The organism is Dactylosporangium sp. NPDC005572, assembly GCF_040605515.1.
Taxonomy (GTDB): Bacteria; Actinomycetota; Actinomycetes; order Mycobacteriales; family Micromonosporaceae; genus Dactylosporangium.
In genome coordinates this window covers 1-25,923 of the sequence record NZ_JBEXCY010000164.1, presented here as the reverse complement: position 1 = coordinate 25,923, position 25,923 = coordinate 1, and the positions used below count along the sequence as shown (strand labels likewise).

The window sequence follows — 25,923 nt, the reverse complement described above, 5'->3', positions numbered from 1 at the left end:
GACGCGCCGTTCCTGGAGCTGTGCCCGGTGGCCGCCTGGGGCACCGACTACCCGGCAGCCGCCGGCGCAGCGCGCCGATCGCCGTGGGCGCGCTGTCGATGACCACCGTGAGGTCCGCGCGGGCGTGGGCCGCGATGACGGCGTCGGTGGTGAAGATCTCCGGTTCCGACACCGAGACCAGGCGGCTGCCGCCGAAGGCGCGGATCTCGTCGACGTCGACCGACCCGCGGGTCGCCGCCGTCAGCGGCACGGCGACGGAGAGCAGCTCGGCCACGGCGAAGACCGCGTGCGCGCTCTGGGCGACGGTGATGCCGGCGGTGCCGTCGATGCGATGCGCCGCCATCCACGCCTGCCGCGCCGGGCGGGGGTCCGCGTCGACGGCCAGCGACGGCGAGTAGACGAAGACGTGGTGGCCCCTGGCGACCGCCGCGGCCGCGACCCGGCCGTTGACCGCTCCCGCGCCGACGAGCCCGACCATGCTGGGCGGGCCGGTCAGCAGCGCGTCGGCGATGAACCGGGCGACGTAGGGCGCGTCCACCCCGGGCGTGCTGACGACCTCGATGCCGTGCCGTGCCGCCGTGTCGAGGTCGATGCCCGCGAGCGACGTGCCCCGCCGGACGATGACGAGGCGTCCGCCGTCGTGCGCGGCCGTCCAGGCGGCCATCGCCTCCGCGTCCACCCGGTTCGCGCCGACGATCACCGTGTCCGGGCGCTCGGCGGCCAACGCCGCGGGCAGCGCGTCGGGATCGGCGGCCAGCTCGGGCCGGACGGACACGGCCGGGAGCCCGGCGAGCGAGCGGCGCGTCGCGTCGCTCACGGGGGTGGCGACGAGGACGCGCCGCAGCCCGCCGGTGGTGCGGAGCTGCGACGCTGCAGCTGAGTTGCGCATTCGGGATCATTCTCCGGCTCGACGGAAGGGCGCCGGTTCCATCAGACCAGGCAATACTACTCAGGACAAGCGAGATAGATCACCGCTGCCCTCCGCAAGCCCGGAGCAGCGGTCCGGCGTGCCGCCGCGGCACACCGAACCCCCGAGGCTCGCGCCACGCGTGAGCGCGTCGTGCAGGTCACCGTCCGGTCATCACCAGCTCGTGGCGTCCTGCCACCCCGTCTGCGCGGTCTCCTCGCTGCCGTTCGCTCGCGTCCCCTTGACAAAGCCCAGGTAGTGGTGAACCGCATACGCGCTGAGGCCGAACTCCCAGTTCCCCGGGTCGGTTTTAAGCCTTCCGTCGCTGGGCGAGGACGGTCCGGCGCTGAAGACCGTGAAAGCGTGGTCACGGCAGGCGCCGTTGGTGCACTTGACGGTCATGCCGTCGAGCTTGACCTCGACCTTCGTGTAGATGGTGGGGTTTGCGTAGACGCCGGCCCAGACCTGGTCACCGTCCCTGAAGACGCAGACCTTCAGGTTCCCCACGTCGACGTTGCAGGCGCCGACGGTGCCCGCGTCCGCGACGGCGGGAATCGCCACGGCGGCCGCCCCGGCGACGACGAGGGCCGCCGTCGTGCCCAGCACGGCTCGCCGCCGGACCGCAAACCATTCGCGTACTTCCATGCACTCTCCTAAGACGTGTCCGCAGTGGCCGGACCGGCCGGATCGGCCGTCTACCAAGCGGCCTCGATGAAGTGTGTGGCATGTTGTGCATCCAACACACTACACACTTCAGATCCGTGCGTCTGCGCCGGTCGGGTCGTCTCGGCCGGTCAGCTCCGCGACGAGCGCGTCGCCGTGGCGCCGGTGCCCATCGGCCTCCGCCTGCCGGCCGGCCGCGGCGAGGGCGGCCGACAGCACGTCGTGGGTGCGGGCCGCGCCCAGCCGGTGGCCGGTGTGCCGGTGCACGGCCAGCGCCCGCCCGGCGTCGGCGAGGGTTCGCTCGACGTCCCCGCGGGCCAGGTGGACGGCGGCCAGGCAGGTCAGCGCCTGGCCACGGACCAGTTCGCAGCCGGCGTCGGCGGCGATCGCCAGCGCTCGCCCGGCGTGCTCGGCGGCGACGGCCGGCCGGCCCTGGTGACGCCGGGTGTCGGCCAGCGCGATGAGCGCCCTGGCCTCGGCGACGGCGGCGCCGGCGTCCACCGTGAGGGCCACGGCACGCTCCAGCACCGCGGCCGAGTGCTCGCCGCGGCCCAGCTCGCGCCACGTGGTGCCCAGCACGACGAGGGCCTCGGCCTCGACCTTGCGGTCGCCGCCCTCGCGCGCGAGGGTCAACGCCGACTCCGCACAGCGGACCGCCTCCCGGTGCCGGCCGGTGTCGCGGTGCACCTCGGCGAGGCACCGCAGCGCATCGGCCTCGCTGAGCCGGTCGCCCGTCACGGCGTGCAGCGCCAGCGCGCGAGCGACGTGGTCGGTCGCCGAGTCGTAGCGGCCGAGCAGGTGGTACACCTCGGCGAGGTTGCCGTGGCAGATGCCCTCGGCGGCGCGGGCGCGGATCTCCTGCAGCAGGGTGATCGCAGCAGTGAAGCGGCTGAGCGCCTCGTCGAGGGCGCCGAGGTCGAACGCCGCACACCCGGAGACCGTCAGCGCCAGGGCCCAGCCGCCGACCTGGTGGCGGCTGTCCCGCTCGTACCGTTCGAGCGAGGCCGCCAGCAGCTCGCCGGCGAGCCCGGGCCGCCCCGACCACAGGTGCGCCAGGCCGAGCCAGGTCAGTGCGGCCGCCTCGCCGTCGCTCCAGCCCGCCGCCCGTGCCAGCTGCAGGCTCTCGGAGAGTCGCCGCACGGCCTGGGGATAGCGGCTCTGCTGCCACTCGAGCAGGCCGAGGCTGTGCAGCGCCGCCGCCTTCGCGTCGAGGCGGCCGTCGGCCTCCGCCGCGGCCAGGCCGGCCAGCGCCACCCGCCGCCAGCTCGTCGTATGGGTCCGCAGCCAAAAGTATCCGGTGAGCGCGTCGCAGAGGCGCCACACGGTGCCGCGCGGTACCTGCGGCTCGTCGCTGATGACGGCCGCCTCCAGGTTGGGCCGCTCCGAGTCGAGCCAGGCAGCGGCCGCCGCCGGGCCGTCGAACCGTTCCGGCAACGGGCCGGGCCGTTCGCGTGGCAGCCGGACGTGGTCGGGGTAGAGCGTCGTGGCGGCGGACTCGACGAGGTCGAGGTAGTGCTCGTAGAGGCGCCGCAACGCCGCTGCGCGCTCGGCCGGCGCGACCTCGTCGGCGCAGCGTTCGGCCGCGTACAGCCGCAGCAGGTCGTGGAACCCGTAGCGCCCCGGTGCCCGCCGCGTGATCAGGTGCGCGTCGACGAGCTGGTCGAGCGGCCCGGCCGACCCGTCCGCTCCGGTGAGCGCGCCGAGGGCGGCGGCGTCGAAGTCGGGGCCGGGAACGAGGCCGGCCAGGCGGAAGAGGCGCCGTGCCGGTCCGGGCAGCGCGTGGTACGACAGGTCGAAGGCGACCCGGACCCCGGCCTGCGGGTCACCGTCGATCTGCAGCGTCGAGAGCCGGTCGGTGGAGCCCAGCTCCTGCACGTACGTGCGGAACGTCTGGCCGGGCCGACCGGCCAGCTTCGCGGCCGCGAGGCGCAGCGCCAGCGGCAGGCGCGAGCAGAGCGCGGCGAGGTCGGCGGCGCCGCCGGGCTCCGACCTGATCCGGTCCGCGCCGAGCAGCCGCGCCAGCAGCGTCTCGGACTCCTCCGCGGTCATGACGTCGATCGGCAGGTGCCGCGCGCCGTCGCGGGCGACCAGGCCACCGAGCTGCCACCGGCTGGTCACGAGCACCGCACACGTCGGACTGCCCGGCAGCAGCGGACGGACCTGGTCGGGCGCGCCGGCGTTGTCGAGCACGACGAGCAGACTGCGGTCGGCGAGCAGGCTCCGGTACAGGCCGGTGGCCTCGGCGAGCTCGTGCGGCAGCCGGTCCGGCGAGACCCCGAGGGCCTGCAGGAAGCGGCCGAGGATGTCGAGCGGGCGAACCGCGGCGGCGGGGTCGTGGCCGCGCAGGTCGGCGTACAGGTGCCCGTCGGGAAACCAGGAACGCCGGCGGTGCGCCCAGTGCACCGAGAGCGACGTCTTGCCGGCGCCGGCGGGTCCGGTGACGGCCACGATCGCCATTGCCGTGCCGGTCCGGTCGCCCGGGCCGGGCACGAACGCGTCGAGCGCGGCCAGCTGGGTCACGCGGCCGGTGAAGTCGGCCACGTCCGCCGGGAGCTGGCCCGGCACCGGGCCGGACGGTGCCGGCGTGCCCTGACCGAGCAGCACCCGCTGCCGTGCCTGGGTCAGCTCGGGGCCGGGGTCGACACCCAGGTGCTCGGCGAGCCGGATCCGCACCCGCGTGAACGTGTCCAGGGCTGCCGCCTGCTCGCCCGCGCCCGACAGCGCCAGGACCATCCGAGCCGCCAGCCCCTCGTGGAGCGGCTCCGCGCCGATCACCGGGCGCAGCCGCTCGACCGCGCGATCGTGCTGGTCGAGCTCGATGGCCACGTCGGCATAGGCCTGCGCGACCGCGGCCCGCCGGCCGTTGGCGGCCGCCGCCAGCGGATGCTCCCGCAGCCCGTCACCCGCGCCCGCCAGCACCGGGCCGCGCCAGCAGTCGAGCGCCGCACCGAGCAGCCGCTCGGCGGTGACCGCGTCGTCCGACCGGCGTGCCGCCAGCCCCCGGGCGGCGAGCGACTCGAACGTCGCGAGGTCGCTGCGGTCGGAGGACAGATCGAGCCGGTACCCCGAGGCGGCGACGACCACGGCCGCGTCCGGTGCGAGCAGGTCACGGACGCGGCGGGCGTAGCCGCCCACGAGTCGCGTGCACGACCGGGGCGGCCGGTCGCCCCACAGTACGTCGACGATCTCGTCGCGGGTCACCGCCTCCGGCGCGCGGAGCGCGAGCAGGCCGAGCAGCTCCCGCGGCATCGCCGGACCGGCGTCGACCGGCTCGCCGCCGCGCAGCACCAGCAAGGGGCCGAGCACGCCGACCCAGGCCCGTCGGGCCGCCGGCTCGACCGGCCGGTCGGCGGCCTCGACCAGCGCGTCGAGCTCACCGATCGGCAGTGCCAGCGCGGTCGCGAGCCGGTGCAGCGTCGCGGCCTGCGGCCGGGCCACCCGGTCGTGTTCGAGATCGCGGACGGCACGGACACTGATCCCGGCCCGTGCGGCGAGCTCCTCCTGGCGCAGGCCGGACCGGGCGCGGTGGCGCCGCAGGAGCGCGCCGAACGTCGGAGTGATCGGGTTGTCCGCCACGCCCACTGCCGCCTCCGTCCGTCGCGGTTCCGCAGCGTCTCCGCTCCGGAACCGTGGGCCGTTGTCAGACAGTACAACCTACATACGACTCAACCGCGTGTGTCGACCGGCACGGCTGGCGGATCCGCCCCGGGTCCGCGGGATCTGCCGCTTTCTGCCGACCGCCGGTCGCACGTCGGCGCCGACCTGCGGATGATCCGGCGGCCGGCGGCGCCGTTCGGATGATCGCCGACGGCTACGGTGGCCCCAATGTTCGAGAAGGAGCCGGAGGTGGGTGCCCTGACTACGTGGCGGATCGTCGTCGAGGCCGCGGCCGACGACACGACGGATGGGGGGCAGCTCACGGTGCTGCTGGCGGTCTCCGGCGGAGACGCCGGCGTCGTGGCGACCACGACGCGCGGTGCCAACCCGCCGAGCGTCGACGTGGAGATGCTCAGCCGTGCGGTCGGGCTCGCGCCGCGGACCGCCGCGCCGGCCGGTGGGCGTCGCTCCCGCAACATCCGGGGCGGGTGCGCCACCCCGACCCGGGACGGCGCCGGACCGGCCGCACACTGACGAACCCAGCTCAGTGTGCGATGTTGTATCGCCTTTCTCTGGGCTGCGGCATCGGCCTTCCGGTCGCCCTCGGCTTGTATCCGCTCAGTACTCTCTGGTATTGACCCGCGTCGTCGAACGAGCGTCGAGGAGAGTCGATGACCGACAGCGGCGGCCTGGCCCAGCGGCAGAACAGCCCCACCAGCATCGTGCTGCTCCGGGCGATCGCCGTGGCCCACCGGCAGGCGCACCGGGCCCACGCGGCCGCACTGCTGGTGTCCGTCGCGGTGGCCGGGCTCGGCGCGGTCTCCCGGGCGGCCCCGGACAAGGTGGGCACCGTGACGCTGGCCGGCGCGGTCTGGGCCGGCGTCTACGCGGCGGTCGTCGCCCCGTGGGCCGGGCGGCACCAGCGCACCAGCGCGACACTCCAGGAGATGTTCGACGTCGCCCTGTTCGACCTGCCGTGGAACCGGGTGCTCGTCGGGGAGCCGGTGGCCGAGGACGAGTGGAACAGGCTCAGCCGGCGCTTCCGCGGCGACGAGGCACGGCTTCGCGACTACTACCTGGTCGCGAACGTGCGGTCGCCGTACGAGGTGATGTTCTGCCTCGAACAGAGCCTGGCGTGGGGCTCGCGGGTCCGGCAGCGCTACGCGACGCTGCTGCTCGGCCTGGCCGGGCTCTGGTGCGCGGCCGGGGTCGTCGTCACCTTCGTGAACGGCAGCAAGGTCGTCGACCTGGTGAGCGGCTGGCTGGTGCCGTCCCTCGGCCTGGTCCTGTTCTGCCTCGACCAGTACCGTGCCCAGGCCGGCAACACCCGCGAACGCAAACGGGTGCTCGACCTGCTGCGCGCGGCCGACGCAGACCAGGCCGAGCCCGCCCTGCGGCCCGGGCCTGCCTGGACCGCGCTCGCGCGTCAGATCCAGGACGTGCAGTACCTCATGCGCCGCCAGCAGCCACGGGTGCCGGTCTGGTTGTTCCGCCGCTTCCACGACGACGACATGGCCGACTTCCGGTTCAAGATGCAGGTCCTCGAGGCGCGGGTCGGCAGCGAGCCGTCCCCGACACCACCGGCGTGACCAGCCTCGCCCGGCATCTGGGGTCGGCGGCCGCCGCCGAGGCGCTGCGCCAGTACGCGCGTCACCACGACGTCGAGATCAGGGTGCCGGCCGCCGAGTGGCTCCCGACGGCCGGCTACACCGGCGCCGTCGTGCGCCGGGTGGCCCTGACCGACCTGTCCGGCGGTCCGGCCGACACGGTCCCGGCGGAGATCCTGGTCAAGGTGTGTCCGCCGGACCGGCTCGAAGGGCCCGGTCACCGGCACGCGTGGCGCGACTGCCCGGAGGAGCTGCAGGTCCATCTCGTGGCCCCGTACCGCTCGGACTGGCCGGCCCGCGACGGCTCGATCCTCGCGCTGCAGCAGCTCGCCGGCGGGGGCGCCGGCACCCGGCTGCTGTCCGAGCTGCCGGACCACCGGCTGCTCGCGGCCCTCGACCGGGTCGTCCGATGGGTGATCACGGGCTGGAACCGGGACACCGCGGCGGAGCTCGTACCGTGCCCGGTCCGGGGCCTGCTCACCGACCGGCTGGCCGGCGCGCTCCTGGAGACCGGGTCGATCGCCCGCTGGGCCCGCCGGACCCCGCTCGCCGACCCGGCCACACCCTGGCTGCGGCTGGCCCCCGGCGGACCGCCCCTGCCGAACCCGCTGTGGCTGACCACGCCGGCCGCGCCCGCGCTGCAGGTCCGGGCACGGCTCGGCCGGACCCACCACGACCTGCACCTGGACAACGTGATCCTGCCGGTCGACGCCGCCGGCGCGGCCGACGTCGATCGGTTCCAGCTCATCGACCTGGCCACCTACCGGGTCGCCGCCCCGTTGACGCTCGACCCGGTGACGCTCCTGCTCGCGACGCTGGTCCGGCACCCGGCCGGCCTCGACGCGGCGCTGCTCGCCGCGGTCCTCGATCCGGAGGCGCCCGCGGGTGCCGGCACACCGTTCGACGCGGTCCGCGTCGTGCGTGCCGCCACCGCCGAGTCGCTCGGCGGCCGGGACACCGACGTCGAGCGGTCCTGGCAGGTCTCCGTCGTCGGCGGCGCGTTGCTGTGCACGACGTTCGACCGCCTCCCGCCCGCGGTGCGCTGGTGGTGCTTCACGCTCGCCTGCCACGCCGCCGACCGGCTGCTCGGCGGCCGGGCCGGACCCGGCGGCGAGGGACCGCTGGTCACCGATCCGTTCGCCGTCGCGGCGGACGACCCGCCGCCGCGGCGGCCCACCGACGGCGACCTCTTCGACGCGGCCCGCCTGGTCGGCGCCGGCGACCTGGCCGGCGCCGACCGATCCGTCCGCCGGGCGCTGCGGCTGCTGCACGACGAGCCCGCGCTCGACGGCGCGGTGCAGGTCGCACGGCTGGCCGGGCTGCGGGCGGACGCCGGGCGGCTGCTCGGTGACGACGCCGCGGCGGTGCTCGACGTCGGCTACGAGCAGGCCCGGGCGATGCTGCTGGTCGACGACCTGGCGGAGGCGGGCGTCAATTCGATGGAGGAAGGTCACCGGCGGTCGGTGGCGGCGCTCGGCGCCGACCATCCGACGACACTGCGGTACCGCCGCGCGGTGCAACGACTGCCCTACTCGTGATCGACCGCGGACTCGGTGGGATCGGCCATGGTGACGCGCTCGCCGATCTCGACGAGCTCGTCCCAGGTGATGACGTCGATGCCGTTCAGGTGGCTGCAGTAGGTCCGTAGCGCGGGGCGGATCAGCTCCTCCCGGATGTCTGATGGCACCGACCGGCGGTGCCCGACGACCACGCTGGCCATCGCCCGGCGCGTCGTCAGGAACCACAGGTCCTGCAGCTTCGGCTCCTCGCGAAGCCGGGCGGCGAGCCCGTCGAGGATCTCCAGCTGCGAGATCGCCCGCCCGACCGCGCGCTGCACGGCCGGGCCGGCCCCGTAGTGGCCCTGATCGTCGGCGACGACGAGGTCCGGGACGTCCACCGGCCCGGCGACCACGACGTGGAACGCGCCGTCGGAGCGGATGAGCAGCAGCGGTATCCGCTCCGCGACCTCCTCGCCGACGTCGCGCAGCGCCCCGTAGCGGCCACCGAACAGCCACGGCTGGGAACGCAGGATCTCGTGCAGCCGGTCGTCGTCGTGGTCCTCGTCGGCGAGCCGGGCCCGCAGCTGCTCCAGGCCCCGCAGCCGCCGGGTCTGCCGGATGACGCTGGTCAGCTGCCCGGCGGTGTCCAGGTCGGCGATCGCCCCGGCCACGTCCGGCTTGGCGAGGGCGCCGACCAGCCGCGCGACGACGTCCCGGCGGTCGCTGCTGAGCAGCGTCGTGAGCTGCTCGCCGAAGTCCGCCGGCGTCGACGGGACGGCGCCGGCCGGGCCGGGACGGCCGGGTCCGATGGCGAGCTCCTGCAGCAGCGTGACGATGACGTGTTGCTGCCGCGCCAGATCGTGCGGCGGGTTGAGCAGCGCGGTGCGGTCGAGCCGCGCCGGATGTTCCTGGAGGTCCAGCAGGACGGTCGCCGACCCCCGCGGGCCCGGTGTCGCGAACCGGATGGTCGCCATGACCTGCACCATACGGGCGGAGTCCAGAAAGTTCCGGAAAACCATGATGTTGATCAATGGGTTGGGATTACGGTACGTCGCGAGCTCGCCCACCCCACCGAGGCGGAGGTCGTCGACCCGTGCCTGGAACTGCCGCATTCGAAGTGTGGACCGGCGTCGCCGACACGGCTCGCCCGATCGCCGCCGCCGGCATGATCGGCGACCGGGTGCTGCTCACGGCCGACGTGACCGACGGCGGCCCGCTCACCGTCGCCGCGCCGACCGGCACCCCGGCCACCCGGCCGCGCCGACCGGCGACGGTGCTGTGGAAGGGGCTCGGCGCCGCCCTGCTCAGGGTCGATCCGCCGGTCGGGTCCACCGCGCGGCCGGACGCCGCCGGCGCGGTGCGCTGGGGCGTGCTGAGCGGGACCGGTGGATGGACCACGGTGGATCTCGACCCGGCCGCGGGGCGCGGCGGCCCGACGGTCCATCCCCTCTCCAGTGACGCCGCCGGCCTCATCGTCCGGCCCGGGAGCGCCGTGCCGGACCTCCCCGGCCACGCCGCCCACTGCGAGGAGCTCCTCGTCGGCGTGATCACGACGGGTGACGACGGCGGGCCGCGCGTCGTGCCGGTCGAGTGGCTCGCCCGCGACCCGGCCTTCGTCCGGGAGGTCGACCGGGCGACCGGCCGCCGGTTCGTCGGCGAGCTGCTGCCGCTGCTGCCGGTCCTGCGGCCGTGGTCCCCGCCCGGCCCGGCGCAGAGCCCCGCGGAGCTGCTGTCCGCCGAGCACGAGGTCGTCGGGTACCTGGACCGCCCGGCCGTCCGCGACCGCCTCGCCGGCTGGTGCCACTCCGGCGCGGCGCTGTCGGCGCTCGTGCTCGAAGGCCCCTCCGGCAGCGGTACGACCCGCACGGCCCGGGAACTGGCCGCCGACCTGCAGCCGCACTGGGCGGCCGGCATGCTCAGCGAGGCCCCGCCGGACGACTGGCTCACGACCGTGCGATCGGCCGACCGTCCCCTGCTGCTCGTCGTCGACGGCCCGCACCGCCGCCGGGACCAGCTCAGCCGGCTCCTGCTCGGACTCGCCGAGCGGACCGCCGCCCACCCCGTCCGCGTCCTGATCACCGCCGCGACCCTCGACGGCTGGCACGCCCCGCTGCGCGCCGCGACCGACAGTGTGGGGCAGGTCTGGGAGCCGGACCCGCTGCGGCTCGGACCGCTGGAGCCGGACGAGGTGCGTCACCTGTGGGGCGCCGCCGTGGCCGCGTTCGCCGGGCACCCGGCGGTGCCGGAGGCCGCCGTGCCCCCGCCGTCGCCGGGTCCGTTCGGTGCGGCGCTGCCGGATGCGGTACTGCGGGCCGCCCTGGCCGCCGCCCTGGGACACGGCCGGGACGTGGATGACCATGCCGTCCTCGTCGAGCGGGAACAGCGCCACTGGAGCGACGCGGCCGACCGGCACGGGGTCCCCGGTGGCCGCGACCGCCGGCGTGCCCTCGTCGCCGCACTGCTGTGCCCGCCCAGGACGCAGGCCGCGGGCCGGTCCCGGCTGGAGGCCGTGGGCGGGGACGTCCGGTACCACCTCGAGCGGTACGCGTCCTGGCTCACCGCTGTCCACCCGCCCCAGGATCCGCAGGCCTGGCACTGGGCCGGGCCGGCACCCACCGGTCTGCGCCGCGACGCGCTCGCCGCGCTGGTGTCGGCCGCCGACGTGGAGCCGGTACTGACCGCGCTGCCCGCCGACGACGCGGCCACGACGCTGTCGATCCTCGCGTCGCTCGCGGGCGCCGCCGGACCGCACGATCCGGGCGTCGTGGCGTCCGCCGCCGACGTCATCCGCCCGTACCCCGACGACCTGGGCCCCGCCGCGGTGGCCGTCGCGGCGGCCGAACCCGGCGCGCTGCCGCTGCTCGCCGCACTGCACACGGACGTCCGCGACGGCACGCTCCCGACCGAGCGGTGCCGCAAGCTCGCCCACGACCTGCCGGACGAGCTCGCCGCCGTCGCCGGCCTCGCCGCCGACGTGGCCGGCCGGCTCATCGCCGGGCACCGCCCCGACACCGACGGACCCCAGCTGCTCGCCCGGGCCGCCGCCCTCGCGGCCCGCGCGGACCTGGCACTCGACCGGCCCGCCGCCGCCCTTCCGCATGCGGACCTGGCCGCGGACCACTACCGGGCCGCGGTCGGGCAGCCGTTCGGGTCGGTGTTCCGCCCGTCCTTCGTCGGCGCGTTGCGACTGCGGGCCCAGGCGCTCCGACTCGTGCGGGGGGCGCCCGTGGCGGTGCTGGCACTGCTGGAGGCGGCCGCGCAGGCCCACCGGCTCGGCGCCGCGACCGCCGAGGTCGGGCGCGCCACCGTCGCGGCCGAGCTGCTGGCGTTGTGCGCCACCCTGCTCGACGAACCCGTGCCGGACCTGGACGCCGCGCACGCCGCGGTCGTCGCGGCCGGCGGCCTGGTCCCGGCCGGAACACCGTTGGCGGTGGAGGCGGACCGGCTGACGGGCTGGGGCCACCTGCTCAGCGGGTCGGGCGCCGAGGCGATCGACTGCCTGCGCCGCGCTGCCGACGGCTACCGGACGCTGGCCGAGCGGAGCCCGGCGCTGTACGGGCCCACCCTGGCCGGCACGCTCGACCAGTTGGCCACCGCCCTGGCCGCCGTGGGCGACGCGGCCGATGCCGTCGGCGTCGGTGAGGAGGCGCTGCATCGGCAGCGCCAGGCGGCGGACCGGGCGCCGGGCCGGGCGACCGCCGCCCTCGTGCGGATGCTCGTCGCCCAGGCCACCCGGCTCGCGCTGGACCGCCGGCCGCGACCGGCGCTCGACCTCGCCGCGGAGGCGGTACGGCACGCCGACGACCTGCATCGAGCCGGCGGGGCCGGGCTTCGGGACCTCGACCTGGTCGCGGCGGCGGCCAACGCGCTGAGCCTGCGGTTCGCCGGACTGGGCGACGCCGGCGGCGCGCGGCCGCACGCACGGCGGGCCGTCGCGGCGTACACCCGGCTCGCCGACGCCGGCGGCTCCGCGCAGCGGTATGGCGAGCGGCTCGCCGCCGCCCTGCACAACGAAGCGGTCGTGCTCCTGCAGGCCGGCCCGCCCGAGGCCGCCGCCGACGCCGCCCGACGGTCGGTGCAGCGGTGGCGGGACCTCGCCGGCCCGGACCCGCGGTACCGGCCCGACCTCGCCGCCGCCCTGCACAACGCCGCGCTCGCCGAGCGGGCGGCGGCCGAGTCCGACAGCGCGCTCCTGCACGCCGACGAGGCCGTCGAGGTCTACGAGCGCCTCGACCCCGCGGTCGGCGCCGACCACGCGGACTTCCATGCGGCCGCCCTGGAGACCCTCCTCGACCTCGCCGCGGAGCGGGGACATCCGGAAGCGGCGCTCAAGGCGGCGTCGGACCTGGTGGAGCTGCGGCGCCGGGCCGGCGGCGGGTCCGAGGCCGAACAGCGTCGCTTCGCCGCCGCCCTCGACCGGTACGCCGACCTGAGCCGCGACCAGCCACGGCCGGACTGGGCCGCGGTCCTCGACGCCGCGGACAGCGCCGCGCACGTGTACGACCGGCTCGTCGCGCGGGACCCGATGCGGTACACGGTCGAGCGCGGTCACGCCTGGTTGACCGCCGCGAGCGCCCAGGCCGCCCTGGGCCGGACGGACGAGGCGGTCCGGGGCGCTCGGGTGGCCGTCGCCGCGCTGGACGCCGGTGGGTCCGGCCGGCTCGCCGAGGCGCTCGACCTGCTGTCGGCCTGGCAGGCGCAGGAGGGTAACGACGTGGCGGCCGCCGTCTCGGCGGGCCGGCTCGTCGCGGTGCGCGAACGGGAGGCCGACCGGCCCGAACTCGTGGTCCGTGCGCTGCTCGTCCTGGCCGACCGGCAGACCGCCGCCGGCCAGCGGACCCAGGCGGCGAGGACCGCGGAGCGGGCCACGCGGGAGGCGCACGGGCTGCTCGTGCGCGAACCGTCGGCCGTTCATCACGAGCTGTTTCGCACCGCGCTCTGGATGCTCGCCGAGCACCAGCGGACCGCCGGGTCGACGGGCGACGCCGTCCTGACGCTGCGCCGGCTCCTGACGCTGCTCGGCGATCCGGCGGCCGACGTCCCCGGAGCGGACCTGCCGGAGCTGGCCCGCACCGCCGGGCTGCTGGCCGATCTGGAGCGCCGGGAACGGCAGTTTGCGCAGTCCCTCGGGCACCAGGCCACGGCCGTGGCCGCATACGACCGGCTGGCGGCCGGCGACGCGTCCTACGCCCGGGACCACGGCGAGGCGTCACTGATGCTGGCCCGGTGGCTGGAGGCCGAGGGCGACCACGCCGGCGCGCTCGACGCCCTCCGGGGCACGGTCCTTCGGCTGCGGCAACTGCTGGACGCCGACAAGGACATCCGGCCGCTGCTGGTCGACGTCCTGCGTCTGCTCGCCGAGGAGCGGTACCCCTGGCGGCGGCGCGCCGAACGCCGGCTCTTCACCGCGGAGCTGGACCGCCTCGGCGCCGGCTGAACCTTTCACGGCGCGGGGCGACGGCACCTGGGTGGTCGAAGCGCTTCCTTTCGATGCTCGTGCTGGTCGAGGAGTTCGAGCGGCGGCTCGGGCTGACCCCCGTCCCCGGTCGGACGGACGAACGGCTCATCGCCTGCTTCGACGCCATCGCCGAGCAGGGCCACCTCAGCGCTAGGCTGCCCCGGCAGGGCAACCGCGCAGTGATGGCCGAGTGGATCACCGCCGCCGGTGTCACGCCGACGCTTCGCGGGTTTGCCCGGACCGAACGGCTCCTGCATGTTCACCGCACGTCGACCGACTGCATCTACGAGTTGGCCCTCACCATGGATTCCGCCGTGAGTGACGGGGGCGTCTCGTTCTCCGAGAAGTACGACTATCTTCCGCGGTCGGGTGACGCTGCCCTACTAGCCTCGTCCGGTGCCAGCTGGATTGATATGGGTCAGTGCGGCCGGCCGTGCTGCGCCGTCGTCGATGTCTCCTGGAGGCATGCCACCGTTTTCGACATTGCCAGGACCACCGCCGAGGCATGTAGGGCGGTGTCGTCCGGGTCGGTGACCAGCCAGCGGCGGATGAGGCTTCTTCGCCGCCATCACGTCCTCCTCGGACGAAATTGCATGCTTGTCCGAAAGATACGACACGCGATATAGCTCACACGATGCGGTCAGTAACGCTCGCGGCGGGGCCACCCCATCTCGTCACGCAACGCGTTCTCGGTCAGGTCGTACGGATGGTCCGGGTACAGCCGGCCGTCCTCGAGGGGGAGTCCGACCGCCTCCCGTTCCAGGTTGTTGACCCCCGGGTTGTCGGCACCGTCATAGACGCCGTCCGCGAAGGTGTCATGTTGAAAGTCGTAGGCGTGCGCCATCTCGTGGTACAGAATGGCGATGGGTGGGACCTCGCCCCTGTCGCGTAGGTCGTCCAGGTGCCGGTTGTAGTTGATGTAGGCGGTGTCGCCCTCCTGGTCGGCGGTGCTGTTGTCGGGATCGGCGGGATTGTTGTACTCGTGAATCTCCAGCGTGTCGTCGCCGAGGCTGGCGTAATACTCGACCTCGAATGACGCAAGCATGCCCTGGCCGCGCGGTGACGCGCGCAGCATGTCCAGGTCTGCGTTGACGCGGTCCTGGAAGTCGCTGGTGCCCACGACGGTGATGTGCTTGCCCAGTTGCTCGCTAATCGGTACCTGGACGGCGTCCTTGGTGCCGGTGCGTTCGTCGTCGGCTTGGACGTAGGACCGGTCCCGGCCCCGGCTGCCGTCGACCTTGTCGGTGCCGAGGCCGGCGTAGACGACGTCGTTGCCGGCGCCGGCGCGCAGTATGTCGTTGCCGCGGCCGCCGGATACGATGTCGTTGCCGGCCCCGGCGTCGATGATGTCGTTGCCGGTGGCGCCTTCCAGGTAGTCGTTGCCCTCGCCGCCGTCGATGCGGTCGTTACCGGCCAGGCCGTAGATGGTGTCGTCGCCGAGGCCGCCGGTGAGCAGGTCGTTGCCGTCGCCGCCTTCGATGTAGTCGCGGTCGTCGCCGCCGGAGATGCGGTCACGGCCGCTTCCGCCGTACAACCGGTCGCGGCCGAACAGCCCGAGGATGGTGCTCGAGTTGTCGCCGCCGTGGATCTCGTCGTTGCCCGCGCCGCCCAGCAGGGTCATGGACCTGCCGGCGCCCGGCGCCACGGTGATCCGGTCGTTGCCGACGCCTCCCCGGATCACGAGCTCCTCTCCGGGCGGGAACCGGTACTCCTTGCCGTTGATCGTCACCACCTGCTCGCCGGTCGCCGGGTCGATGGTGACCTGCACGTCGTCGTCGCCTGGGCCGGTGTTGATGATCGTGCGTTTGCCGTCGTCGATGACGCCGGGCGCGGTTGCCTCGGGGGGTAGTGAGAACACAAGATTCGAGCCTCTGGCCCGCGAGAGCCAGATGTCGGCGACTTGGTCAAACTCGTACCTTGCGTTGGTCAGGGTCGTGACGTGCCCGACCAGTTGCGTGTCGAGGGATTGCCAGATCGGGGCGGCGGCTGCGAACGAGTTCGTTACCGCGGTTGCCTCGGTTTCGTTCCAGGGTAGGAAGACCCGGTTGCCGGCGGTGTCGGGTGACTCGAAGGAGAAGATCGACGCGACCGTCTGCCATTCGGCGGTGAGCGCCCGTTGCGCCCCCTGCATGTCGGCGGCTATGGCGGACATTGCCGAGGCCACTGCCGAGGCGTACACGGCGGTGTTGTCCAGGTCGGTGACCAGTTGGCGGCGGAGGTAGTCGAACGAGTCGGCTGTCTCGCCGGTCCAGCCGTCGGCCAGAACGTGGCTGGCTTCGAGGTTCACGTCGTCGCCGGCGTTGGCGATTGCCTCCGCTATCTGCCGCCACTCGACCCCGGCCGCTTCGACCTGCTCAGGATGGAAGTCCGGGTGCCAGATATCCTTGGTCTCGATCGGGTCCAGAGGCTGGGCCGCCGGACGCGGCGCGGGGCCGTCGACCGGCATGGCGTCAGGCCGTCCGCACCGGGGCGGCGTAGCCGCCCCGGTGCGCCGAGTCCTGATCGGCTCGCTTGCCAGGCGCCATCGCGTCCTCCTGGGCCCAGTAGCCCCATCGAGAAGATACAACACAACACAAAACTCAATCAGTGCCGTCGCCATAGCGTGTTCGAGGCTGCCGGTGACACGTTGGGACCGCAGACCCGGGCCGGACCGCTCGCCGTCCGCGAACCGTTACCGTTGGTGATCGCCGCCACCTGCCGGCACCCGGCCCGTCAGCAAGTGTCGTCAGGATGCCGGGGCCGGTGCGGCTTCACCGATGTGGTCCGCCGAGCCCTGGTCGACCGCCTTGTAGGTGAAAGCGACCCCATAGAGCGCGTCCATCATGTTCTCCAACACGCCGACAAACCGCCCCGTCGTGATGCTCACGGAGTCCACGACCTGCCCGTGGAGTTTGCCCACCTGCGGGGCGGACAGGGTATCGCCGAACGCCTCCACCGGGAGCGCCAGCCCAGACTGCGCGTCGGTCCAGGCGCCATTGACGCTCCGCGACACCAGGAGCATGTTGTACGCGAGTCTGGTCAACGCGACCGGATCGGCCCGTACCTCGTCCGCCATCGCGGCCCCCTCAGCCCAAGGTCATCCTGCCGGGCAACATACAACACGCGACATAGCTCGCACAATCGGTCCGGAGGGGATTCTGGGGGTCAGAGGGTCGGTGGGTGGGGGTTGGTGGAGTGGATGGGCGCCCCCCTGCGGGCGGAGGCCGTCGAACAGGATGGCGAGGTAGCGGCGCACAGGTCGGGTGAGGCGTCGGGGACGTAGCCGACGACGTAGTTCGGGGCGCACATCAACAGGATGAGGCCGGTGCCCATGACGTCGGCTCGGATGGCGCCGTGCGAACGGGCGCGGTCGACCAGGGCGTGGATGGCTGCAAACCGCTGCCCGGGTCACCTCGGCGTTTATGTCGTCGGCCTCCTGTGGGAACGACAGGTCGCGCTGTTGGCGCTGGGCCGCGGCGATGGTCAGGAACTCCAGCAGCGCCGCGCCCGGGTCGGCCGCGTCCAGCAGGCGGCGGCCGTTCGCGGTCAGCGGCCTCGAAGGAGTGCAGGCCCGTTGGTCCTCGGCTTCGCGCCGCGGTCCGCTGCACCGCCCATAGTGACGAGCCGCCGCCACAGCGAGCGCGGTGAAGCCGGCCCCTGACCACCAGGCAGTGCCCGTGCCGGAGTCGCGGACGCCCGCCCACCAGGAGATCGTCCGGATCTACGGCGCGCAGGTCGAGCGAGTCGGTCGCTTCCTGGGCGCCACCGGCGGATGGCCCGACGGGCATGTCGCCCGCCAGTCGAGACCCTGAACCTTTCACGGCGCGCGGCGCCGGCACCTGGGTGGTCGAAGCGCTTCCTTGACAGCGGTCCGGGAGGTTCCAAGCATGGGAGCGCTTCCATCCACCGTCTCCGATTGGACCGCCATGCAGATCGGAACTGCCCGCCGTGCGGCCGTGGCTGCGGCGGCGCTGGCGCTCACAGGAGCGCTCAGTGCGGCGCCCGGCGCCGCCGCCGACCCGCCCGCCACCGTCGTCACCGTCAACGCCAAGGCCGGTCTCGCCACGGTGCCCGACACCGCGTTGGGCGTCAACCATGCCATCTGGGACACCGAGCTCGGCAGCACCGCCGTCTCCGGCCTCCTCCAGAGCGCCGGCGTGCAGATGATGCGGTACCCCGGCGGCTCGTACGCCGACATCTACCACTGGCAGACCCACACCGCGCCGGGCGGCTACGTCGCACCGAACACCGACTTCGACACGTTCATGGCCGGCGTCAGAAGGGCCGGCGCCCAGCCGATGATCATCGCGAACTACGGCACGGGCACCGCCCAGGAGGCGGCCGACTGGGTGCGGTACGCCAACGTCACCAAGGGCTACGGCGCCAAGTACTGGACGATCGGCAACGAGAACTACGGCAACGGCCACTACGGCACCGCATGGGAGGCCGACAACCGCGCCGACAAGAGCCCCCGCCAGTACGCCGAGGAGGTCGTCGCCTACGCCACCGCGATGAAGGCCGTCGACCCCACCATCAAGGTCGGCGCGGTGCTCACCACCCCGGCCAACTGGCCCGACGGCCTCGTCGGCGGCGGCGACGCCGGCACCTGGAACCAGGTCGTGCTGTCCATCGCCGGCCCGTACGTCGACTTCGTGGACCTGCACTGGTACCCGGGCGGCAGCACCGCCGCCGAGGCGCTGGCCAGGACGGCGCAGATCGAGGACATCATGTTCCTCGCGCGGCAGCAGATCCAGCGGTACGCCGGGGCCGGCGCCGACCGCATCAAGGTCAGCTTCACCGAGCTCAACGTCGGCGTCGGGCAGAACACCCAGCCGGGCGCCCTGTTCCTCGCCGACGCCTACAGCGCGCTGCTGGAGCAGGGCGTCTTCACCGTGCAGTGGTGGAACGTCCACAACGGCATCGGCACCCCGTCGACCGTCGCCGGCCAGACCGACTACAACGACTTCGGCCTGCTGTCCAGCGGCACCTGCACCGCCAACGGCAGCGTCTGCGAGCCGCCGCTGAACACGCCCTTCGCGCCGTACCACGCGCTGAAGGTCATGTCGCAGTTCGCACACACCGGCGACCAGCTCGTCCGGGCCGGCTCGCCGGACCCGCTCGTGACCGCGCACGCCGCTCGCCGGACCAACGGTGATCTCACGGTACTGCTGGTGAACAAGGACCCCGACAACGCCCGCCCGGTGAGCATCCGGTACTCCGGCTACAGCCCCTCGTCGGCCGCCCCGGCCGTCGTGACGTTCAAGAACGGCGACGCGGCCCCGACCAGCGCGACGAGCGGCTCGGCCACCGCGCAGACGCTCCCGCCGTACTCGCTCACCCTCCTGACCCTGCACCCGAGCGGCTCGACCGCCGGCGCGCCGAACGCGCCCGGCAAGCCGTTCGTCACCACGGTCACCGACCGCACCGCGACCATCGCCTGGCCGGCCGCACCGGCGGGCACCAAGCCGATCGCGAAGTACGAGGTCCACCGCCAGAACGGCACCGTCAGCGAGCAACTCGGCGAGACCACCTCGACCTCGCTCACGGTGTACAACCTGAACCCCGGCAGCCGCTACACGGTCAACGTCGTCACGCGCGACACCGCCGGCAACGTGTCGTGGTCCTCGCCCCCGCTGACGTTCACCACCGGCGCCCCGGCGACGAGCACCTGCGCCGTGCGGTTCACCGACGCCAACGACTGGGGCAACGGCTACGTCGGCAACATCGACATCCTCAACACCGGCACCACGGCGATCAACAACTGGACGCTGACGTTCAGCTGGCCCACCGGCTGGCAGAGCCTCAGCGGCGGCTGGAACGGCACGTGGACCCAGACCGGCTCGACGATCCGGGTCACCCCGGCCGACTTCAACGTCACCATCCCGGCGGGCGGCGCGACCAGCGTCGGCTTCGTCGGCTCGTACAACGGCCCGAACATCCTCCCGACGGCGTTCACCCTCAACGGCGTCGTCTGCTCCGCCGCCTAACGGGCGGACGGCGGGCGGTCCTGGTCAGCGGACCGCCCGCCACCGCGCGACCGGGACCAGCCGGTCGAGTGGGTGGCGCCGGCGACGACGGCCGGCGGCGGCTGGACGGGCCGGTTGTCGTACTGCGTGGACAGCACCACGTGGGAGTTCAGCTCGCCGTGCTGGCCCAGCCGTTCGAGGAGCTCCTCCAGGTGGGCCATGGACGCCACCCGTACCTTGAGCATCGTGCACGAGGTGCCGCTGAGCTTGTGCACCTCCGCCACCTCCGGGTAGTCCTCGGCCGTCGTCGTCTTGAGCAGGCAGCGGCCGAGGGGGCAGCGCAGCTGCACGAACGCGGTGAGCGGCAGGCCGGCCCGGGCCGGGTCGACGTGGGCCTGATAGCCGTCGATGACGCCGGCCTCCTCCATGCGCCGTACCCGCTCGGCGACCGCCGGCGCGGAGAGGTTCACGAGCCGGGCCAGCCGGTTGAACGAGATGCGGCCGTCGCGCTGGAGCTCCTCGAGGATGCGCCAGTCGGTGTTGTCGAGCATCCGTAAACCGTATCGCGGTCGATGGGTTCCATTCATGAAGCCCGACGCCGGAATCGGTGTTCATCGCTCGTTCCAGGCGGTCGTCGATGTTTCTAACGTGAACCCGTGACCTCGACCGAACGTCGCGCGCCCGCCGTGACCGGCCTGTTCGCCGCGGGGGCCCTGGCCAACGCCGAGGTCGCGGTGGCCAGCCCGGCCGGCACGCTCGCCGCCGCCGAACGACTCGGGCCCGCCTGGGCCGGGCTGCCCAACGCGGCCTGCGTCGTGGGCACCGGGATCGGCGCGGCCCTGCTCACCCGCCTGTTCCGCCGCCACGGGTATCGCGCCGGCATGACCGCCGGATACGGCGCGACGGTGGCCGGCGTGGCCCTGGCCGCCCACGGCGTGCTGCGGGCGGACGTCTCCGGCCTGATCCTCGGCATGCTGCTGCTGGGCGCCGGCAACGCCGCGGCGCTGCTGTCCCGGTACGCGGCGGCCGAACTGTACGGGCCGGACGCCCGCGGACGCGCCATCGGACTGCTGGTGTGGGCCGGCAGCGCCGGCGCGATCGGCGGCCCGCTGCTGCTCACGCCGGCCAGCGCCGCCGCGCCCGGCTACCTCGGCCCGCTGCTGGTCGCGGCCGTGGCCTGCACCTCGGCGGCGCTGGCCGCGCGCGGTGACGGCCTCCCCGGCGACCGGCCTTCCACCGGTCCCGGTCCGCACGCTCATGACCCGCCCCGCGATCCGCACGGCGGCGTCGGTCCTCGTCACCGCCCAGGTCGTGATGGCGACGGTGATGACGGCGGCCCCGCTGCACCTGCACCACACCGGCAGCTCCCTCACCGCCATCGGTCTCGCGCTGTCCGCCCACACCGTCGGCATGTTCGCCCTCGCCCCACTGACCGGCCGGCTCACCGACCGGATCGGGGACGGGGCGGCGATGCTCGCCGGCCTCGCCGCCATGGGCGGGGCGGCGGCACTGGTCGCGGCCGGCGGCGGCGCACCGGCGCTGTTCGCGCTCGGGCTCGGCTGGAACCTGTGCTTCGTCGCGGGCAGCAGCCGCCTGGCCCGCGACGTGCCCGCCGGCGAGCGGACCAGGTCGAGGGCGCCGTCGACGCGGTGGTCTGGGTGCTGGCGGCGGTGGCCGCGCTGGGCTGCACGCTGGTGCTCACGGCGGCCGGTTTCGGCGTGCTCGCGGCCCTGGCCGGCGCGCTGGTGCTGCCGGCGGCGGTGCTGGTGGTCCGCGGCCGGCGGGTGGCCGGGCCGCCAACGGTCGAGCGGGCTCGGGGGCGAATGGGAAGTCGACGTTGTTCGAGACGGCGATGCATGTACTCGGTATCGGCAGTACCGGCTATGCGATCGCTGCCTCGTCGGACCTGCTTGTACAGCGGCAGCATGCTGATCAACCAACGGAACTGGCGCAGCTCGCGGGCGCCCGGCTCGTCGTGTGCTCCGAGCTTGACGAGGGGCAGCGTTTCGCCGAGTCGAAGATCAAGCTGCTGACCGGCGGTGACGTCATCCCGACGAGGTTCATGCGAGGAGACTGGTTCTCGTTCAAACCAAGCCACACAGTGGTGGTGCTGGGCAATCAACGGCCTGACGTCCGGGCCGGCGGGCCAGGCGTTGGCGGCGGGTGCGCCTCCTGCCGTTCCCGCGCACGGTACCTGCAGAACGGCAGGATCCCCGCCTTCGGGAACGCCTGCACGAAGAGGAGCCAGCCATCCTCGCCTGGATCGTCCAAGGCGCGGTCGCATACCTGCGCGATAGTCTGAGCGAACCGGAAACGGTGCGCTCGGCGACGGCTGCCTTGCCACCTGGCGATCGATCAACCGCTGGTCCAGGTGCCCACAACGTTGCTGCGGGAGGCGTACGAGCAGTGGTGTCAGGACAGCGACGAGGTCCCGGTCAATGCCAAGCGGCTGACACAGCGGCTGCAGCAACTCGGTGTGGCTACCGCCCGCGGCGGGAAGGGCGTTCGGCGATACCTCGGCATCAGCCTTCTTGAAACCGGCAGCCGACCCGTTCAGGACGAGGTCGGTCGGGTAGGTTGCTCGGCCAGCCCTGACGAGCATGGTAGCCACCTGCAGGCTGGCGTGGTAGATCGCGCCGTGTGAAGCGGGCGCTCAGCGGCGCAGGCACCGCCGGGGGCGGGCGGATGGGCGCCGTCACCGAGACGCGCGGCGCCCTGGAGCGGCTCGCCCGGGCTGGTCAGTATTCTCGCCACCCTTGAGCACCCGGAACGCTACTTTCGGTGACCAGCAAAGTCGATCAGCTACACCGCGACCACCGCTGGCATGGGTGGCGACCCGGCCCCGAGGACCTCGGCCGCCGCACGATCAACGGGCTGGAGGCCGAACCCGGCGGTGTTCTAGACCGCGGCGGGTTGCCTCGGCCCGGCTCAACCTCAGGCTCGCACTGCTCGCCGCCAGCCCGTCCCGACGGAGTGTCCGCCGAGATCCTGGCTGCGGTTGACTCCGGTCGAATCGTTCCGTCCAGTTGTGGCACGCCGTCCTGGTGTTCCGCGGCATCGAGCGCTCCGGCCTACCGTTCTCGCCGTCCTCGTCCTGATCGCCGTGCTCGCGGCGACGATGCTGGTCGGCGGCGCCGTCACCAGCCTGGCCGCCGTTCTCGGCGCTCTTGCCGTCGTGCTTGCCAGCCTGGCCGCCGCGCTGCGCACCATGAACCGCCGCCAGTCGCGTCAGCCAACGCCGGCGGGCCGTCGACACTGTCGTGGTCGGACCGCCCCGCCACCCGTTCCAGCCGAAGCGTGCACGGTGGCAGGGAGGTCTGCCGACGGGTGTCCGGCGTCCGTGGCCTGTGGCGCTTCATGGTCCGATCGGATGGAGAAGATCAGCCTGATCGGGCCAGCCGTTCCCCGTATGGCTGAGGTCGAGGCGCGGCATGGTGAGATGCCCGAATCCCGCCGACCAAGGAGCTGGCCATGTCCACCCTGCGCGCAGCGCTCATCGCCATCACCATCTTGGGCCTCGCTGCCGGCTGTGGCAGGACTGACGGCGAGGGTGCCTCTCCTGCCGCAGCCGCAACGACTGCGACTTCTACATCAAGCACAAGCCCGGCACCGGCCGCGCCGCAGCTTGATGCCAAGGCTGTCGTCGACGCGCTTGTCGCTGCGAAGCTGCCGGTGACCAAGGTGGTCGTGCAGAACGAGGACACCGACCCCAACGACCTGTTCGGCCGACCGAACGGCTACCTCAGCCGCGCGAGCTTCGACGTGCCGGGTGGTGACCCGGAGGCGGATTCGGGCGCTATCGGCAGGGGCGGCGTCGTTGAGGTCTTTGCCGACGCGGCCGGCGCCGAGGCGAGGAAGAAGTACATCCAGGACTCGCTGAAGTCCAACCCCGTCCTGGGGACCGAGTATGACTACACGAACGGACCGGTGCTCGTCCGGCTCGTCGGCAAGGTCAAGCCGTCGGTGGCGAGGACCTTCGAGCCGGCGGTGGCGGCGCTCAAGCCGTAATCGCCTCATAGCACGATCGTCCTGCTGTGCGGGCTTCGCGTCCCCCATCTTGCTGCCCACTGGCTTCGGGCGTCGGCCTCCGGTGGGCGCTCGGATGGTGGTCAACGCGACGAGCGCACAGTCGATCCTTGGTCGGATGCGGTTCCCTGGGACGTGCGGCGCTGGGTCAATTCGTGTTCGACCACCACGCCGAGCGACGAAGGGCTGATCGCTCGGACGTGAAGGTCCCGTGATTATGTCGCACCAACTTCGCCGGCGGGTCTGCCTTGCCAACGAGCCGGACGATGAAGTCGACCATTGCTCGCGGCGGAGAAGGTCGTCCGCACCAGCTAACGTTGCAGGTCCCGACGATCATGGGTCGGAGTCGGCCAGGAGATTGGTGAGGACCTGGAGGGTCAGTTGAGCGTGACGGTACCGGGGGAGGAAGGTCCGCAGCTCGACACGGCGGAGCGGGTTCGGGCTGCCGGAGAGCTGTTGGGCCAAGTCTTGACGGCGACGTACGACTGCAGTCCGCTGCCCATGCGGGTGCGCCGACAGTATCGGCTGGCGAGACTCAATCACCTTGAGGTGGCCAAGCGTTTGAGCCGGAACCGGGTCGAGCGGTGCGCAATCGGGCTGCGCGAAGCGGTGCTCCTCGCCGAAGCCGCGGCGGAAGATGGCAGCCAGGGGACGATGCGCGACGCTCGGAGGGCCGCGCTCGTGGCAGTCGTGGAGTTGGGGAATTGCTACGCCGCGGATGCGCACGTCCGTGCGCACTACGCCGCGTTCGCTCGGCTCCTGGCCAAGAACTTCAAAATGTGGCCGACCATCAAGCAGCAGCTCGCGCGGCTAGAGAACGGGGCGCCGGGGCCGAGCCTCGATCCAGAGCCCCGGGCCTCGGACGGCGGGCTGGCCAGGCTGTCCGAGCTGATGGCAAAGGCCGCGGCCCTGGTGTGGCAGCAACGCCTGGCCGGGCTGCCCAGCCCGTCGGCCGACCTTCCGCTCACCGCGACGGCCGAGCTCATCACGCAGGCCGCGGCCGTGGAATCGGCGGAGACCGTGGACGGGCCGGCTCCCGTTGCTGATCTGAGCGAGCAGGATCTGCGGTTGCGCGAGATCGCGTTTGCCGGCTTCCGCGGTAGCCCGGGGCGCAGCGCCCTCGCCTTCACTGACCGGGGCGGGCGGCCCGTGAACTGCGTGATCGTCGGCGACAACGGCGTCGGGAAGTCGACCATCGCCGACGCGATCGAGTTTGCGCTTCAGGGGCGCGTGGGCCGGTCATCGGATCTGGCGTCGCAGGCCCGGCCGTTGGCCGCGAACCAGGCGGTAGACGTGACCCCGGTCGCCGCGGCCGTGCTCTCCGACGGCACCACGGTCACGCGCACCGTCGTGTCCAGTGACGACGGGCGGGCCCGAGCCGACAACGCGGACGTGCGGCCGGGCTTCCGGCTGGCGCCGATCACGCTGAAGAGGGCCGACATCCTGGCCTTTCTCGACAGCGGGTCGATGAGCCGAGGGACGGTCCTGTTCGACTACTTCCCAACGGACTCCTCCGGAATGGCGCGCAGTCTCGAGGACGAGCGGGTCTCCCTGCAAGATCGCGCGCATGAGCAGCGCACTCGGCGCGACGCACTCGTGGCCCAGTTGGCCGCGCACCTGACCATAGAACCCGATCTCCTGCGCGGGAGGGACGCGTTCGACCGCTACGTCAGCGAGGAGATCGTCGGGGAGGGAGCCGAGGATGAACGTCCCGAGGCATGGGAGAAACTCGACGAGCGGACCGTGAGCTGGTCCAGCAGTTACGGCACGCCTACAGCCAGTTAATGGGGCTGAAACGCAAGCTCGAGAACAGTCCCAACCTCCTGAACCCGATCGCGTATCCGGCGCAGGCGCGACAGCTCCGCACGATCCTGCTGGGGGTCGGGGCGGAGCTGACCACCAGCTTTCTCGCCATCACGCGGGCCCGGCACGTCGATCGGATCGAGGTCCTGTTCGGCCGGTCGGGGCCGGTGAGCATCGACATCGTCGTAGTGCTCAACAACGGGCGGTCCTGCTACCCGAAGCAGGTGTTCAGCGAAGGCTACTGCGACCTGCTGGCGCTGCTGTTCTTCCTGGCAGTGGCCAAGGAGGCGGCGAGGCGCGGGCAGGCCAAGCTGCTGGTGCTTGATGACGTCCTACAGAGCGTCGACAGCGGGGTCCAGGGTAGCGCGGTAGAGGCTGGCGCGTTTGGCGTAGCGGGTGGCGAGGTCCCGCCATTGCT

General features: G+C 73.2%; 20 protein-coding genes and 1 pseudogene. 14 read left to right on the top strand and 7 right to left on the bottom strand.

Going from position 1 to position 25,923, the window contains the following annotated elements; all coding sequences use genetic code 11:
- The 3 genes from ABZS66_RS45670 to ABZS66_RS45660 form a co-directional block, all read right to left on the bottom strand.
- Positions 1–889, bottom strand: an 889-nt coding sequence (locus tag ABZS66_RS45670) for an NAD(P)-dependent oxidoreductase (RefSeq protein WP_354769294.1), incomplete at its 3' end; no start/stop codon positions are given.
- Between the two features lie 192 nt (positions 890–1,081).
- Positions 1,082–1,552, bottom strand: coding sequence for a hypothetical protein (locus tag ABZS66_RS45665; protein WP_354769292.1), 471 nt, complete (start codon positions 1,550–1,552; stop codon positions 1,082–1,084).
- A 108-nt stretch (positions 1,553–1,660) separates the two neighbouring features.
- Entirely contained in the window at positions 1,661–5,152 is a 3,492-nt protein-coding gene (locus tag ABZS66_RS45660; RefSeq protein ID WP_354769290.1) for a BTAD domain-containing putative transcriptional regulator, read from the bottom strand.
- Positions 5,153–5,395: 243 nt separating this feature from the next.
- Here ABZS66_RS45660 and ABZS66_RS45655 point away from each other — a divergent pair, with 243 nt between their 5' ends.
- From ABZS66_RS45655 to ABZS66_RS45645, 3 genes are all read left to right on the top strand, one after another.
- A complete protein-coding gene (locus ABZS66_RS45655) occupies positions 5,396–5,701 on the top strand; it encodes a hypothetical protein (RefSeq protein WP_354769288.1) in 306 nt (101 codons plus the stop codon).
- 137 nt (positions 5,702–5,838) lie between these two features.
- Positions 5,839–6,756, top strand: coding sequence for an S-4TM family putative pore-forming effector (locus tag ABZS66_RS45650; RefSeq protein WP_354769286.1), 918 nt, complete (start codon positions 5,839–5,841; stop codon positions 6,754–6,756).
- Complete coding sequence (locus ABZS66_RS45645) at positions 6,753–8,312, top strand: hypothetical protein (RefSeq protein ID WP_354769284.1); 1,560 nt, start codon at positions 6,753–6,755, stop codon at positions 8,310–8,312. Before ABZS66_RS45650 ends, ABZS66_RS45645 begins: the two co-directional genes overlap by 4 nt.
- Here ABZS66_RS45645 and ABZS66_RS45640 read toward each other — a convergent pair.
- On the bottom strand, positions 8,303–9,247 hold the full coding sequence (locus ABZS66_RS45640) for a hypothetical protein (RefSeq protein ID WP_354769282.1): 945 nt from the start codon (positions 9,245–9,247) through the stop codon (positions 8,303–8,305). The genes ABZS66_RS45645 and ABZS66_RS45640 overlap by 10 nt on opposite strands.
- 119 nt (positions 9,248–9,366) lie before the next feature.
- Here ABZS66_RS45640 and ABZS66_RS45635 point away from each other — a divergent pair, with 119 nt between their 5' ends.
- Positions 9,367–13,710, top strand: coding sequence for a hypothetical protein (locus tag ABZS66_RS45635; protein WP_354769280.1), 4,344 nt, complete (start codon positions 9,367–9,369; stop codon positions 13,708–13,710).
- Positions 13,711–13,763: 53 nt separating this feature from the next.
- A complete protein-coding gene (locus tag ABZS66_RS45630) occupies positions 13,764–14,357 on the top strand; it encodes a hypothetical protein (RefSeq protein WP_354769278.1) in 594 nt (197 codons plus the stop codon).
- A 14-nt stretch (positions 14,358–14,371) separates the two neighbouring features.
- Here the strand turns inward: ABZS66_RS45630 and ABZS66_RS45625 are convergent, their stop codons facing one another.
- Positions 14,372–16,330: a M91 family zinc metallopeptidase gene (locus ABZS66_RS45625; RefSeq protein ID WP_354769276.1), complete on the bottom strand. Its 1,959-nt coding sequence runs from the start codon at positions 16,328–16,330 to the stop codon at positions 14,372–14,374.
- Positions 16,331–16,456: 126 nt separating this feature from the next.
- On the bottom strand, positions 16,457–16,786 hold the full coding sequence (locus tag ABZS66_RS45620) for a hypothetical protein (RefSeq protein ID WP_354769274.1): 330 nt from the start codon (positions 16,784–16,786) through the stop codon (positions 16,457–16,459).
- Positions 16,787–17,387: 601 nt separating this feature from the next.
- Here ABZS66_RS45620 and ABZS66_RS45615 point away from each other — a divergent pair.
- Positions 17,388–17,522, top strand: a complete 135-nt coding sequence (locus ABZS66_RS45615; protein WP_354769272.1) for a hypothetical protein — start codon at positions 17,388–17,390, stop codon at positions 17,520–17,522.
- A 114-nt stretch (positions 17,523–17,636) separates the two neighbouring features.
- Positions 17,637–19,697, top strand: coding sequence for a cellulose binding domain-containing protein (locus ABZS66_RS45610; protein ID WP_354769270.1), 2,061 nt, complete (start codon positions 17,637–17,639; stop codon positions 19,695–19,697).
- Here the strand turns inward: ABZS66_RS45610 and ABZS66_RS45605 are convergent.
- The gene (locus ABZS66_RS45605; protein ID WP_354769268.1) at positions 19,694–20,227 is read right to left on the bottom strand and encodes an Lrp/AsnC family transcriptional regulator; all 534 of its coding nucleotides are present in this window, start codon (positions 20,225–20,227) and stop codon (positions 19,694–19,696) included. The genes ABZS66_RS45610 and ABZS66_RS45605 overlap by 4 nt on opposite strands.
- Before the next feature lie 105 nt (positions 20,228–20,332).
- On the opposite strand from ABZS66_RS45605, the pseudogene ABZS66_RS45600 reads away from it, so the two are divergent.
- From ABZS66_RS45600 to ABZS66_RS45570, 7 genes and pseudogenes are all read left to right on the top strand, one after another.
- Positions 20,333–20,869 (top strand): annotated as a pseudogene (locus ABZS66_RS45600) (hypothetical protein); the annotation flags it as partial.
- 64 nt (positions 20,870–20,933) lie between these two features.
- Positions 20,934–21,608 carry an MFS transporter gene (locus ABZS66_RS45595; protein ID WP_354769266.1) on the top strand — a complete coding sequence of 225 codons (675 nt, stop codon included), beginning with the start codon at positions 20,934–20,936 and terminating at the stop codon, positions 21,606–21,608.
- Positions 21,529–21,978 (top strand): hypothetical protein, encoded by a 450-nt coding sequence (locus ABZS66_RS45590; protein WP_354769264.1) that lies wholly within the window; start codon positions 21,529–21,531, stop codon positions 21,976–21,978. Before ABZS66_RS45595 ends, ABZS66_RS45590 begins: the two co-directional genes overlap by 80 nt.
- Positions 21,979–22,059: 81 nt before the next feature.
- On the top strand, positions 22,060–22,320 hold the full coding sequence (locus ABZS66_RS45585; RefSeq protein ID WP_354769262.1) for a hypothetical protein: 261 nt from the start codon (positions 22,060–22,062) through the stop codon (positions 22,318–22,320).
- A gap of 827 nt (positions 22,321–23,147) precedes the next feature.
- Complete coding sequence (locus ABZS66_RS45580) at positions 23,148–23,684, top strand: hypothetical protein (protein WP_354769260.1); 537 nt, start codon at positions 23,148–23,150, stop codon at positions 23,682–23,684.
- A 405-nt stretch (positions 23,685–24,089) separates the two neighbouring features.
- Positions 24,090–25,487, top strand: coding sequence for an AAA family ATPase (locus ABZS66_RS45575; RefSeq protein ID WP_354769296.1), 1,398 nt, complete (start codon positions 24,090–24,092; stop codon positions 25,485–25,487).
- Positions 25,487–25,923, top strand: a 437-nt coding sequence (locus ABZS66_RS45570) for a hypothetical protein (RefSeq protein WP_354769258.1), incomplete at its 3' end; no start/stop codon positions are given. The genes ABZS66_RS45575 and ABZS66_RS45570, both read left to right, overlap by 1 nt.

Bases quoted from the DNA above. Each gene is read 5' to 3' on its own strand.
- ABZS66_RS45665 (WP_354769292.1), bottom strand. From the start codon at position 1,552: ATGGAAGTACGCGAATGGTTTGCGGTCCGGCGGCGAGCCGTGCTGGGC.
- ABZS66_RS45655 (WP_354769288.1), top strand. From the start codon at position 5,396: ATGTTCGAGAAGGAGCCGGAGGTGGGTGCCCTGACTACGTGGCGGATC.
- ABZS66_RS45650 (WP_354769286.1), top strand. From the start codon at position 5,839: ATGACCGACAGCGGCGGCCTGGCCCAGCGGCAGAACAGCCCCACCAGC.
- ABZS66_RS45640 (WP_354769282.1), bottom strand. From the start codon at position 9,247: ATGGCGACCATCCGGTTCGCGACACCGGGCCCGCGGGGGTCGGCGACC.
- ABZS66_RS45630 (WP_354769278.1), top strand. From the start codon at position 13,764: ATGCTCGTGCTGGTCGAGGAGTTCGAGCGGCGGCTCGGGCTGACCCCC.
- ABZS66_RS45625 (WP_354769276.1), bottom strand. From the start codon at position 16,330: ATGGCGACGGCACTGATTGAGTTTTGTGTTGTGTTGTATCTTCTCGAT.
- ABZS66_RS45620 (WP_354769274.1), bottom strand. From the start codon at position 16,786: ATGGCGGACGAGGTACGGGCCGATCCGGTCGCGTTGACCAGACTCGCG.
- ABZS66_RS45610 (WP_354769270.1), top strand. From the start codon at position 17,637: ATGCAGATCGGAACTGCCCGCCGTGCGGCCGTGGCTGCGGCGGCGCTG.
- ABZS66_RS45605 (WP_354769268.1), bottom strand. From the start codon at position 20,227: ATGCTCGACAACACCGACTGGCGCATCCTCGAGGAGCTCCAGCGCGAC.
- ABZS66_RS45595 (WP_354769266.1), top strand. From the start codon at position 20,934: ATGACCCGCCCCGCGATCCGCACGGCGGCGTCGGTCCTCGTCACCGCC.
- ABZS66_RS45590 (WP_354769264.1), top strand. From the start codon at position 21,529: ATGCATGTACTCGGTATCGGCAGTACCGGCTATGCGATCGCTGCCTCG.
- ABZS66_RS45580 (WP_354769260.1), top strand. From the start codon at position 23,148: ATGTCCACCCTGCGCGCAGCGCTCATCGCCATCACCATCTTGGGCCTC.